This is a genomic window from Ruegeria sp. CL7, assembly GCF_056536445.1.
The window spans coordinates 115,493-127,535 of record NZ_JBQFPQ010000005.1; the positions used below are offsets into that span (position 1 = coordinate 115,493).

General features: G+C 58.5%; 13 protein-coding genes. 7 read left to right on the top strand and 6 right to left on the bottom strand.

Annotated features, from left to right (window positions below):
* Positions 1 to 66: 66 nt before the first annotated feature.
* Entirely contained in the window at positions 67 to 447 is a 381-nt protein-coding gene (locus tag ACR0LI_RS13920) for a VOC family protein (protein WP_171206067.1), read from the bottom strand.
* A gap of 86 nt (positions 448 to 533) precedes the next feature.
* On the opposite strand from ACR0LI_RS13920, the gene soxR reads away from it, so the two are divergent.
* The 4 genes from soxR to ACR0LI_RS13940 all read left to right on the top strand — a co-directional run bounded on the left by soxR (position 534) and on the right by ACR0LI_RS13940 (position 5,399).
* Positions 534 to 989 (top strand): redox-sensitive transcriptional activator SoxR, encoded by a 456-nt coding sequence (gene soxR / locus ACR0LI_RS13925; RefSeq protein WP_480718702.1) that lies wholly within the window; start codon positions 534 to 536, stop codon positions 987 to 989.
* Between the two features lie 136 nt (positions 990 to 1,125).
* Complete coding sequence (locus ACR0LI_RS13930) at positions 1,126 to 2,772, top strand: electron transfer flavoprotein-ubiquinone oxidoreductase (protein WP_480718703.1); 1,647 nt, start codon at positions 1,126 to 1,128, stop codon at positions 2,770 to 2,772.
* Positions 2,773 to 2,917: 145 nt separating this feature from the next.
* A complete protein-coding gene (locus ACR0LI_RS13935; protein ID WP_171724352.1) occupies positions 2,918 to 4,588 on the top strand; it encodes a tetratricopeptide repeat protein in 1,671 nt (556 codons plus the stop codon).
* Positions 4,578 to 5,399, top strand: a complete 822-nt coding sequence (locus ACR0LI_RS13940) for a 4-(cytidine 5'-diphospho)-2-C-methyl-D-erythritol kinase (protein WP_171634980.1) — start codon at positions 4,578 to 4,580, stop codon at positions 5,397 to 5,399. Before ACR0LI_RS13935 ends, ACR0LI_RS13940 begins: the two co-directional genes overlap by 11 nt.
* On the opposite strand, the gene ACR0LI_RS13945 is transcribed toward ACR0LI_RS13940, so the two are convergent.
* Complete coding sequence (locus tag ACR0LI_RS13945) at positions 5,392 to 6,390, bottom strand: polyprenyl synthetase family protein (RefSeq protein ID WP_480621367.1); 999 nt, start codon at positions 6,388 to 6,390, stop codon at positions 5,392 to 5,394. The genes ACR0LI_RS13940 and ACR0LI_RS13945 overlap by 8 nt on opposite strands.
* Before the next feature lie 56 nt (positions 6,391 to 6,446).
* Here ACR0LI_RS13945 and ACR0LI_RS13950 point away from each other — a divergent pair, with 56 nt between their 5' ends.
* The 3 genes from ACR0LI_RS13950 (at position 6,447) to ACR0LI_RS13960 (ending at position 7,718) form a co-directional block, all read left to right on the top strand.
* Positions 6,447 to 6,662, top strand: coding sequence for a putative signal transducing protein (locus ACR0LI_RS13950; protein WP_152456800.1), 216 nt, complete (start codon positions 6,447 to 6,449; stop codon positions 6,660 to 6,662).
* Positions 6,659 to 7,438: a tRNA1(Val) (adenine(37)-N6)-methyltransferase gene (locus ACR0LI_RS13955; protein ID WP_171634976.1), complete on the top strand. Its 780-nt coding sequence runs from the start codon at positions 6,659 to 6,661 to the stop codon at positions 7,436 to 7,438. Before ACR0LI_RS13950 ends, ACR0LI_RS13955 begins: the two co-directional genes overlap by 4 nt.
* Before the next feature lie 115 nt (positions 7,439 to 7,553).
* On the top strand, positions 7,554 to 7,718 hold the full coding sequence (locus ACR0LI_RS13960) for a YdcH family protein (RefSeq protein WP_083445267.1): 165 nt from the start codon (positions 7,554 to 7,556) through the stop codon (positions 7,716 to 7,718).
* On the opposite strand, the gene yddG is transcribed toward ACR0LI_RS13960, so the two are convergent.
* From yddG to ACR0LI_RS13980, 4 genes are all read right to left on the bottom strand, one after another.
* The gene (gene yddG, locus ACR0LI_RS13965) at positions 7,715 to 8,581 is read right to left on the bottom strand and encodes an aromatic amino acid exporter YddG (RefSeq protein ID WP_480718704.1); all 867 of its coding nucleotides are present in this window, start codon (positions 8,579 to 8,581) and stop codon (positions 7,715 to 7,717) included. The two genes, ACR0LI_RS13960 and yddG, sit on opposite strands and share 4 nt — an antisense overlap.
* Positions 8,578 to 9,525, bottom strand: coding sequence for a transcriptional regulator GcvA (locus tag ACR0LI_RS13970; protein ID WP_480718705.1), 948 nt, complete (start codon positions 9,523 to 9,525; stop codon positions 8,578 to 8,580). The genes yddG and ACR0LI_RS13970 overlap by 4 nt, the downstream gene beginning before the upstream one ends.
* A gap of 298 nt (positions 9,526 to 9,823) precedes the next feature.
* The gene (phbB, locus tag ACR0LI_RS13975; protein ID WP_171634971.1) at positions 9,824 to 10,546 is read right to left on the bottom strand and encodes an acetoacetyl-CoA reductase; all 723 of its coding nucleotides are present in this window, start codon (positions 10,544 to 10,546) and stop codon (positions 9,824 to 9,826) included.
* Between the two features lie 186 nt (positions 10,547 to 10,732).
* Positions 10,733 to 11,908 (bottom strand): acetyl-CoA C-acetyltransferase, encoded by a 1,176-nt coding sequence (locus ACR0LI_RS13980; protein ID WP_170346332.1) that lies wholly within the window; start codon positions 11,906 to 11,908, stop codon positions 10,733 to 10,735.
* Positions 11,909 to 12,043: the final 135 nt, after the last annotated feature.

Consider the following 12,043-nt stretch of genomic DNA (forward strand, 5'->3'; position numbering starts at 1 on the left):
CTGTGCCGATGATCCGGATGCCGCGACCTGCGCCAACGCTGCGATGGGGTGCAAAGCCAAATCATCTCAATCATATTGCACCACTTCGAACTCGATCCCGTTGTCATCGCGAAAATAGAACCGGCGCCCTGGTTCGTAATCGGCATGGTTGTGGGGCTCGAATCCTGCCTTGCGAACCTTATCTTCGGTGGCATCGATGTCTTCGACCAGAACACCCACGTGGTTCAGCCCGCCGATCACATCATAGCTGCTTTCATCCGACTGTTTCGGGTCATCAGGTTTGTAAAGCGCCAGATACGTATGGGCCGAGCCGACATGCACGGTGTATCCGCCGGCAATTGCGGGGCCTTCCCAACGGGTCTTCCAGCCAAAGACCTTTTGCATCCAATCGGCCGAGGCTTTCGGGTCGCGGACAGTGAAGTTGGTGTGTTCAAGCGTCGCCATCATGGGATCTCCTGTGTTTTTTGGCTTGTCCCGACTCAGCTTAATTTCTAAACCTAACTTTAGGTCAAGGAATTTTTCATGAGGGTTTGATGGCGGTATCAGAGGGGCTGGCGATTGGCGCATTGGCCCGGCGCACAGGTCTGGCCGTGTCGGCCATCCGGTATTACGAAGCGCAGGGTCTGATTTCGCCCTGGCGCAACGCGGGCGGACAGCGACGCTATCAGCGGGCCGATATTCGGCGACTGAGCTTTGTCATGATTGCGCAGCAGTTCGGCCTGACCCTGCCTGAAATCCGTCAGGTGCTGTCGGACCTGCCAGGAAACCGCACGCCGACGCCCCAGGACTGGAAGGCAATCAGCGTACAGCTGAGGGTCCATCTGGATCAGCGAATCGACACCCTGATGCGGTTGCGCGACAATCTGGATGGCTGCATCGGATGCGGGTGTCTGAGCCTGCCGAAATGTGCGCTCTACAACCCCGATGACCGGGCAAAATCGCATGGTAGCGGTCCCAGGTACCTGATGGGTGATGCACCAGAGGGGTGATGTGTCGAATAGCGCCCTTGTTACGCCGTGTTTCGATTGACCAATGTCTTTCCGACCATGTAATCAGCCGTGAAACAAAATTGCGCAGATCATGCGGTGACAGCGCCAATTCGGAAAGTTAGCTAGGGAGCCCGCGATGGCCGAGATTGAACGCGAAGCGATGGAATACGATGTGGTGATCGTGGGTGCAGGACCTGCGGGCCTGTCGGCGGCCATCCGTCTGAAACAGCTGGATGCCGACCTGAACGTTGTCGTTCTGGAAAAGGGTTCCGAGGTTGGCGCGCATATCCTGTCGGGCGCGGTTCTTGATCCCTGTGGTCTGGACGCGCTGATCCCGGATTGGAAGGAAAAAGGCGCGCCGCTGAATGTGCCCGTGAAGGACGACAAGTTCTACATGCTGGGTGAAGCAGGCCAGGTCCGCATCCCGAACTTCCCGATGCCGCCGCTGATGCACAACCACGGCAACTACATCGTTTCGATGGGCAATGTGTGCCGCTGGATGGCGGAACAGGCCGAAGAACTGGGTGTCGAGATCTTTCCGGGCATGGCGTGCTCGGAAATGGTCTATGGCGACAATGGCGAAGTCAAAGGCGTGGTAGCAGGCGTTTTTGGTCTGGAGGCAGACGGTTCCTACGGCCCCAACACCGAACCGGGGATGGAGCTGCACGGCAAATATGTCTTTCTGTCAGAAGGTGTGCGCGGGTCGCTGTCCAAGGAAGTGATCGCCAAATACGACCTGTCTGCGGGCAAAGAGCCGCAGAAATACGGTGTCGGCATGAAAGAGATCTGGGAGATCGACCCTGCCAAGCACAAGGAAGGCAGCGTGACGCACACGATGGGCTGGCCTTTGGGCAGCAACGCAGGCGGCGGATCCTTCATCTATCATCTTGAAAATAATCAGGTCTATGTCGGCTTCGTGGTGCACCTGAATTATAAGAACCCGCATCTGTACCCCTATATGGAGTTCCAGCATTTCAAGCACCATCCGATGGTGGCCGATCTGCTGAAAGGCGGCAAGCGGGTCGCTTACGGCGCCCGTGCGATTACGGAAGGCGGCTATCAGTCGATGCCGAAACTGGTCGCGCCGGGCGTGGCGCTGTTGGGCTGTTCGGCGGGCATGGTCAACGTGCCGCGCATCAAAGGCAACCACAACGCTATGCTGTCGGGCAAAGCTGCGGCCGAGGCTGCTTTCGAAGCGATCAAGGCCGAGCGTTCGGGCGATGAGCTGACGGCTTACGAGACCGAAGTTCGCAATGGTGCGATTGGTTCCGACCTGAAAAAGGTTCGCAATGTCAAGCCGATGTGGTCGAAATGGGGTCTGACCGCCAGCCTGATGTTGGGTGGTCTGGACATGTGGACCAACACGTTTGGCTTTTCGCTGTTCGGCACGTTGGGCCATGGCAAGAACGACGCGGAATCGACCGAGGATGCCAGCAAGCACCAGCCAATCGAATATCCAAAGCCGGATGGAACGCTGTCCTTCGATCGTCTGACGAATGTCTCGTTCGCAGCGACAAACCACGAGGAAAGCCAGCCCTGCCACCTGCGTCTGGCCGATCCCGAGATCCCCGTGAAGGTCAACCTGCCTAAATACGATGAGCCGGCACAGCGGTATTGCCCGGCAGGTGTGTATGAAGTGGTCGAGGATGAGAACGGCCCGCGATTCGTCATCAACTTCCAGAACTGCGTTCACTGCAAAACCTGCGACATCAAGGATCCCAGCCAGAACATCACCTGGACCACACCGCAGGGCGGCGACGGTCCAAACTATCCGAACATGTAAGCAAAAAACGGGCAATGGCTGCGCTGTGAAGGCTCTGCCATTGCCTCTTGCCTGCCGAAGCCCTAGCTTACGCCTCAGTCAACGATAGCAAGGCAGGATTTCGGTGTTTTCCCTGGTTCGTCGCGCGGCTTTGTCCGTGCTGTTCATGTCGTCGGTCGCAGTTCCGGCCTATTCGGAAACGGGCGCCGGGTCTTATCTGGCCGGGCGGCAGGCGATTTACGAAAACGACTATTCTGCCGCTGAAAGATACTACGCTCAGGCTCTCAGGTTTGATCCCCAAAATGCGCTGTTGCAGGAAAGCGTTGTCGTTGCACGCATCGCCTTGGGGGAAGTGGCGCGCGCGCTGCCGATCGCCCAGCAGATCGAGGAAGCAAACCTGCCCAGCCAGGCTGCGCGTATGGTAATTTCGGCCAATCTGATCACCGATGGGAAATTTGACGACCTGCTGGCCCGTGACCCTGAAACACAGGGTGTTGGTCCCCTTGTTGACGGCCTGATGATCGCCTGGGCCCATCTGGGGCAGGGTGAGATGACCAAGGCGATGGAACAGTTCGATTCTGTCGCGACACAGGATGGTCTCAGGGAGTTCGCGCTTTACCACAAGGCGATGGCATTGGCGTCTATCGGTGATTTCGAAGGCGCCGAGGCGATACTTGCCGACAATGATGGAACGGTTGCCCGGTTCTCTCGTCGTGCTGCTTTGGCCCGCACCGAGATTCTTTCGCAGCTGGATCGCAACGAAGACGCCGTTCAGTTTCTGGACGATGTGTTTGTGGCGGGCAGTGACCCGACCATCGAGTCGTATTTGAGCCAGTTGGCGGCGGGTGAAACATTGCCGTTCACCCATGTCCGATCCGCTCAGGACGGCATGGCCGAGATTTTTTTCACCGTCGGTGCCGCATTGAACAGCGAAGCATCAGCCGATTACGTTCTGCTGTACGCACGCCTGGCCAGTTTCCTGCGCCCCGATCATGTGGATGCCATTTTGCTGAGCGCGGATCTGCTGGACAACTTGCAGCAATATGATCTGGCGGTTGAGGCATACCGCCAAGTCCCGGCGGACAGCAACGATCACCATGCGGCCGAATTGGGCCGCGCCGAAGTTCTGGACCGTTCGGGAAAAACCGATGCGGCCGTCGAGGTGTTGCAGAACCTGGCTGCGCAGGATCCTGATTTTCCGGGTGTGCATGTCGCTTTGGCAGATTTGCAGCGCCGACAGGAAAACTATGCCGCTGCCGTGGCCTCTTATGACACTGCGATCGCGCTGACGGATAGCGCGGCGGGTGGGAATTGGTTCCTGCATTACGCACGTGGCATCAGTCATGAAAGGCTGAAGCACTGGGATCAGGCCGAAGCTGATTTCCGCCGGGCGCTGGAACTAAACCCGGATCAACCTCAGGTTCTGAATTACCTTGGGTATTCTCTGGTTGAGCGCAAAGAAAAGCTGGATGAAGCATTGGATATGATCGAGCGCGCAGTAGCTGCGCGTCCGGACAGTGGCTATATTGTGGACAGTCTGGGCTGGGTACTGTTCCGTCTGGGGCGTTACGACGAGGCCGTCGAACACATGGAACGTGCGGTTGAGCTGATGCCGGTGGATCCGGTGGTCAACGATCATCTGGGTGACGTCTATTGGGCTGTCGGGCGCGCGCGCGAGGCCGAGTTCCAGTGGAGCCGCGCCTTGTCCTTCATCGACCCGGAAGACACCGACGGCGAAGCCGATCCGGATCGAATCCGGCGCAAGATCGAAGTCGGGCTGGATGCCGTTCTGGCCGAAGAAGGTTCGGAGCCATTGAAAGTCGCAAATGGAAATTAAGGCGTTTGCGCCCGCCAAGATCAACCTGACCCTTCATGTGACTGGCCGTCGAGACGACGGCTATCACCTGTTGGATTCGCTGGTTGTATTCGCCGATCTGGGTGATCGGCTGACATTCACCCCCGGCCCCGAATTGTCCATGGACGTGCGCGGCGAGTTTGCCGGCGGAGTCCCCACGGACAGCCGAAATCTGGTCTGGAAGGCGGCAGAAGCTGTCGGTTGGACCGGTCATATTCAACTGACCAAGTCCTTGCCCCATGGGGCGGGCATTGGCGGAGGGTCGTCTGATGCCGCGGCCACGCTTGGGGCCCTGGCAGATCAGGGCCACGACCTTCCGCGGGGCCTGCCGTTGTCATTGGGGGCGGATGTCCCCGTCTGCCTGGAAGGTCGGGCGATCAGAATGCAGGGCATTGGCGATCGTTTGACGGCGGTGAACCTTCCGCACCTGCCCGCCCTTTTAGTCAACCCAAATGTCCAGGTGCCCACCGGTGCCGTTTTCAACGCGCTGGCGTCCAGAGACAACCCGCTAATGCCTGAAAGCATGCCTGAGTTTGACAATGCTGATGAGTGCGCCCAGTGGCTGCGCAATCAACGCAACGATCTGCAGGTGCCCGCCATGAACATCGCACCTGAGATCGAGCAGGTGTTGGACGAGTTGCAGATGACCAATCGCGCGCTCATGGTGCGCATGTCAGGGTCAGGATCAACCTGTTTTGCGTTGTATCCGACGATGAAAGACGCGCATTTTGCGGCCTATGAGATCGGCGCAGCCCATCCTGATTGGTGGTGCCGCGCCACGCAGCTCAGTTGAGACGTGAAACCACGTAATCGGCCAATTCGCGCAGCAGACTGCGAATATCGTGGTCAGGCAATACATCCAAAGCGGCTTTGGCCTTGTTTGCCCAACCCAAAGCGTCTTGCCGGGTTTCTTCCAGCGTGGCGTATTTGTTCATCAGACCCAGCGCCTGATCCAGATCCCCGTCCTGTTGGCGGCCCTTTTCGATCGTACGTTCCCAGAAGGCGCGTTCTTCCGGCGTGGATTGCGCCACGGCTTTGATGACGGGCAGGGTCAGTTTCCGTTCACGGAAGTCATCGCCAACATTCTTCCCGGTTGCCTTGCTGTCGCCCTGATAATCCAGCAGGTCATCGGCAATCTGGAACGCGATGCCCAGTGAATCGCCATAGTCGAAAAGCGCTTTGACCTGCGCTTCCGAGGCACCTGCGATCACGCCGCCCACTTCGGTCGCGGCTGAAAACAATGCCGCCGTCTTGCCGCGCACGACCTGAAGGTAAACGCTTTCATCCGTACGCAGATCGGTTGCAGCCGTCATTTGCAGCACTTCGCCTTCGGCAATGGTTGCAGAGGCATTGGCCAGAATATCCAGAACGCGCAGCGAGCCCGTTTCCACCATCAGCTGGAAACTGCGTGAAAACAGGTAATCGCCAACCAGAACACTGGATTTGTTGTCCCAAAGCAGATTGGCGGTCGGGCGGCCCCGTCGCTGTGCGCTTTCATCCACGACGTCGTCATGCAGCAGGGTGGCGGTGTGAATGAACTCGACCGTCGCGGCAAGGCGCACGTGATGGTCGCCGGAATAGCCAAACAGGCGTGCTGCGGCCAGTGTCAGCATCGGGCGCAGGCGTTTTCCACCTGCTTCGACCAGATGCCGCGTCACTTCCGGGATGCGTGGCGCATGGTCCGATGCCATCCGCGTGCGGATCAGCCCGTTCACGGCCTCCATCTCGCCCGCCAGAATTTCAGCGAGACGCTCATGCGGTTTTGAGATCATGTCGACGGTCATCACACTCCTGATACAAGGCTCGACTTTCGCCTCGCCTTGCCCTTACATCCATCCCCATGAAAGAACTGTTGCGCAGTACCGATCCGACAATCCTGGCCTTTGCATCCGCTCTCCTTGAGGGCGAGGATATAGACTGCTTTCAGATGGACGTAAATATGAGCATCCTCGAAGGTGGTATCGGGATTTTCCCTCGTCGGCTGATGGTTCGGTCCGAAGACCTGACCCGGGCCGAGCGTGTGATGCGCGACAACGAGATCCCGCTGGGCCGATGATGCGCTTCGACGACAATGAATTGACGTGCAACGATTTCCTTGGTGGCCGGGTGCGATTGCTGCAACCTGCGTCAGGTTACCGCGCCGGGGTAGACCCTGTTCTGCTTGCCGCATCGGTCCCTGCAAAGGCCGGGCAATCCGTGCTTGAACTGGGATGTGGCGCGGGGGCTGCCATTTTATGCCTGTCCGCGCGGGTGGCGGGGCTGCAAATGGTTGGGATTGAATTGCAACCGGCCTATGCGGATTTGGCCCGCCGCAATTCGGAAATCAACGGCTGTGATCTGGACGTGATCGAGGCTGACCTGAACGCTTTGCCTGATGACCTCCGACAGCGGCACTTTGATCACGTAATCGCGAACCCGCCCTATTACCGTTCTGGGGCGCATAGCCCCGCCAGCGACACAGGGCGAAGCATTGCACTGGGCGAAAATACGCCTCTGATCGACTGGATCACCGTTGCGGCCAAACGCCTTGCCCCTCGGGGGTTCCTGCACGTGATCCAGAAAGCCGACCGTCTTCCCGATATGCTGACGGCTTGTGAGGGGAAACTGGGTTCAATCGAGGTGCTGCCGCTCAGCGCGCGGGTGGGCCGCGAGACCGAACTGGTCATCCTGAGCGCCCGCAAAGGGGGACGCGCGGCATTTCGCCTCCATGCGCCGTTGATTCTGCACGCCGGTGAGCGCCACGAAAAAGACGGTGAAAGCTATACCGAGGCGGTCTCAGCCGTGCTTCGACAGGCCGCTCCGTTGCCTCGGAACTTGTGCCATCGGCAATGACCAGCCGAATTTGTCGGATTTGTTACAGATTCTGTGCGTCTGCAGCGTGACAGGGTGGAAACGATGTGGTCAAATTCTTACGTGACATACAGACACATAAACAAGGAGGATCGCAATGAGCGTGAGCGCACATCTGACGGAACTGAAGAAAAAGCACGAATCTCTCGGTCTAGAAGTGGAACAAGCCCAACGCTCGCCAGGTATCGATGATCTCCATATTGCTCAGTTGAAAAAGCAGAAGCTCAAGCTGAAAGAAGAGATCGAACGCCTGTCCGCTTAAGTTTTCAGGCTGGCGCGGGCCGCTATCAAGGCCCCGCCGGTGATCAGAAAAGCCGCGATCGCAAGCCCCCAGGACGGGGTCGCGATCCCGGCCACCACCAAAGCAAGGGTCGACAGTAACGGGGCCGCATAGGATGAGGTTCCGAGAATTTGGATGTCGCCTTGCTTGACGCCAATGTCCCAGACGTAGAACGCCAGCCCGACGGGCCCAAGGCCGAGTGCCAGCACCGACGCCCAGCCCAGTGCCGTATCGGGCAGTACAGTGTCTTCCACAGCCAGATGCAGCAGACCCGAAGCCAGTGCAGCCGCAAGGCAGAATATTGAGACGGAACTGGTCGGCGTGCCCTCCAGTTTGCGTGATAGAACGGAATAGCCCGACCATGTCAGTGCGCACAGCAAGGCCAATGCGTATCCGGGCAGGTATTGGGCCTGAAAGCCCGCGCCGCCACCCCCGGCAATGATTACAGCGGCCCCTGCGAATCCAAGGCATGCCCCGATCAGGTGGCCGATACGCAGATGCTCACCCGGAAGCAGGCCCGACAGAAGCACAATGAGCAGAGGCCAGAGATAAGCGATCAGCCCGGCCTCGGCAGCCGGCGCCATGCGCAGGGCCGAAAAATACAGCGCGTGATAGCCGAACAGGCCCAATGCGCCAAACAGGTAGGTCGTCCAGGGAACTTGCTTTAGATCGCTCAAACCACCTGTCGCCGTTGCCCAGACAAGCCCAAGCGCACCACCAATCGAAAAGCAGATCGTGTTCAGCAGCAGGGGCGGCGTGGGCGCCGACCCGACAGTGAACAACGCCAGCAAGGCCCATAGCAAGACAGCCACGAAGCCGATGGCCGTTGCGCGCATTTTGGTCATGGGCGGGAAACCTCTTCAATCGGTACAATTTTGAACTCATCCGATATATGCGCGGTTTTTTCAATCTCGGTCAGGAACCAATCGCGAAACGCCGCGATCTGAGGTTTCTTTTCAGCCCCCGGCAGGCACAGAAACCGGAACCGGCCTTGTGTTTCCAGGGCCACCTTGAACGGTGCAACCAGTCGGCCTTCGGTCAGGTCCTTGAGAATCATGGCGCGTCGCCCCAGTGCCACGCCGACACCGGCAACAGCGGCATCAATCGCGTGATCGGCATTGGAAAAATGCGCGCCATGGGTCGGAGTAAAATCCACCCCCACGGCACGGAACCAAGCGGGCCAATCGCAAGGCGGGGTCAGAAAGCTGATCGAATCGTCATGGATCAGCGGGGCGTCGCGCAGGCTGTCTGGCGTGGTGAATTGTTCTGCAAGTTCCGGTGTCATGACCGGGGTCAGCCATTCCTTTCTGACGGGAACGGAATACAGCCCGTCATCGGCCGAATTCCCGAACCGGATGGCGACGTCCACGTCGTCCCGCTCCAGATCCATGTTGCGCAGCGTGGCCGAGAATTTCAGATCGATCTCGGGATACGCCCGAGCAAATTCGTAAAGCCGCGGCGCTAACCACTTGGCGGTCAAAGCTGGGCCCGCGGTGACGGTCAGGCTTGTGTCATCTTCCTGTCTGCGCACCGCACGCCATGCGGCTTGCAAGGTGGCAAACCCTTCTGCCGCACCAGGCGCAAGGGCACGGCCCGCCTCGGTCAGTTCTACGGCGCGGTTCAGACGACGAAACAGCGGCCGCCCAAGGTGTTCTTCAAGCGACTTGATCTGAAAGGACAGGGCGGCTGGCGTCACATGCAGCTCTTCCGCCGCCTTCGAAAAAGACATGTGCCGGGCTGCGGCGTCAAAAGCACGCAACGCGGTCAGCGGAGGCAGATAGTCACTCATAGTGAAGGAAAACTTAACTGAAGTCTCAAGAAAGCTCGTTTGTCGTGTTTGTTTTTAGCCTCCATATTCACATCAGGTCAAATAAAACTGATTTGAAAAGGAGGCTGTCATGATCGAGATGACAACAAATCCCGCCGCCCAGATGGCGATCCTGCGTGCCCACCAAGAGCGCAGCAGGGTGATCTGGCAGTTTTGGGGATGGATATTCGGTTCCCGCTGATCGCAGCGCGCGCGTTCTTACGGGATCAGAAAGGGCCGGCCCAAAGGGACCGGCCCGTTTTTAGTTCACAACTCTGGATCAGACGAAGAACTGCGCACCGTTGGCCGAGATCGTCGAACCGTTGATGAACTGCGAATCGTCCGATGCCAGGAAGACCACGCAGCGCGCGATTTCCTCTGGCTCACCCAGGCGGCCGGCCGGGATTTGGCCAATGATGGACTCGCGCACCTTCTCGGGCACAGCCATGACCATTTCGGTTGCGATATAGCCGGGGCAGATCGCGTTGGCAGTGATCCCCGCCCGCGCGCCTTCCTGCGCCAAGGATTTTACGATGCCCAGGTCACCTGCCTTGGTCGCTGCATAGTTCACCTGAGCGAACTGGCCTTTCTGACCGTTGATCGAGCTGATGACGATGACACGACCGAACTTGCGCTCTCGCATGCCGGGCCAGACAGGGTGCACCGTGTTGAACACGCCGGTCAGGTTGGTGTCGATCACGTCTTTCCACTGATCAGGTGTCATTTTGTGGAATGGTGCATCGCGGGTGATGCCGGCGTTGGCGACGACCACATCGATGGGGCCAACCTCGGCCTCAACCTTTTCAATACCTGCTTTGGATTCGTCATAATCGGCGACGTTCCACTTGTAGGTCTTGATCCCGGTTTCTTCAGTGAAATTTGCGGCGGCTTCGTCATTTCCCGCATAGGTGGCCGCAACGTTGTATCCTTCGGCTTTGAGCGCCTTGGAAATTGCTGCGCCAATGCCGCGGGAACCGCCGGTAACGAGTGCTGTTCGTGCCATTTATGACTCCTTCAATTTTAGTCGTCTTAGTAATGCTGTTACTCTGAGAGATGGTTGTGCGCAATATTGTTTCGTCTTGAATCTTGGTTTCCGGGCGGCAATATCGTCGCATCCAACGGTTGGAACCTCAATGTAACAAAAAAAGGCGCCCACCGGGCGCCTAATTCTATTTGATTGCCAACGCGCTTAGTCGCGCTCCACACAAAGGGCAACGCCCATGCCGCCGCCGATGCACAAGGTCGCCAGACCCTTTTTCGCATCGCGACGCTTCATTTCGAATAGCAGGGTGTTCAAAACACGGCACCCCGAAGCGCCGATCGGGTGGCCGATGGCAATGGCGCCGCCGTTTACGTTCACGATCGACGGATCCCAGCCCATATCCTTGTTCACCGCGCAAGCCTGCGCGGCAAAGGCTTCGTTGGCCTCGACCAGGTCCAGATCGTCTACCGACCAGCCTGCTTTTTCCAGTGCTTTGCGCGATGCATAGATCGGGCCGACGCCCATGATTGACGGGTCCAGACCGGCGGTCGCATAGGACGCGATGCGCGCCAGAGGTTCGATTCCCCGCTTTTCGGCGTTTTCGGCTGACATCAACAGTGTCGCGGCCGCGCCGTCGTTCAATCCCGAGGCGTTGGCAGCGGTGACCGAACCGTCCTTGGTGAAGGCCGGACGCAGTTTGGCCATGGCTTCCATGGTTGCGCCATGACGGATGTATTCGTCCTTGTCCATCACGATGTCGCCCTTGCGGGTCTTGATGGTGAAGGGCACGATTTCGTCTGCGAACTTGCCGGCCTTTTGTGCTGCTTCGGCCTTGTTCTGCGAAGCAACGGCGAATTCATCCTGCATCTCGCGGCTGATCTGCCATTTCTCTGCAACATTCTCGGCAGTCTGACCCATGTGATAGCCGTTGAAAGCATCCCACAAGCCATCGCGGATCATTGTGTCGATATACTTCATGTCGCCCATCTTGTGACCGGCGCGCAGCGCGGCGGCGTGGGGCGACAGCGTCATGTTTTCCTGACCACCAGCAGCGACGATTTCCGCGTCTCCCAGCTGAATATGCTGGGCGCCCAAAGCAACGGCGCGCAGGCCCGAGCCACAAACCTGGTTGATTCCCCAGGCCGCGCTTTCCTGCGGCAGACCGGCGTTGATGTGGGCCTGACGTGCGGGGTTCTGCCCCTGGGCGGCTGTCAGAACCTGCCCCATGATGGTTTCGCTGACTTCGCCTTTTTCCACTCCGGCGCGCTCGACAACTGCTTCCAGAACGGCAGCGCCCAGATCATGGGCAGGTGTGTTCGCAAACGAACCACTGAAGCTGCCAACACCTGTTCGTGCGGCGGATGCGATTACTACGTTGGTCATATGATCAGTCCTTTACCGTCATGGGACAGCGGAATTTCTGACGGCGCAGGTCGAAAGATGTCCTCTCGAAACAAGAGCGCCCCGTGATCCCCCGCTCAAGTACTCTTGCAATAGCGTAACGCTGCACATGCAGCA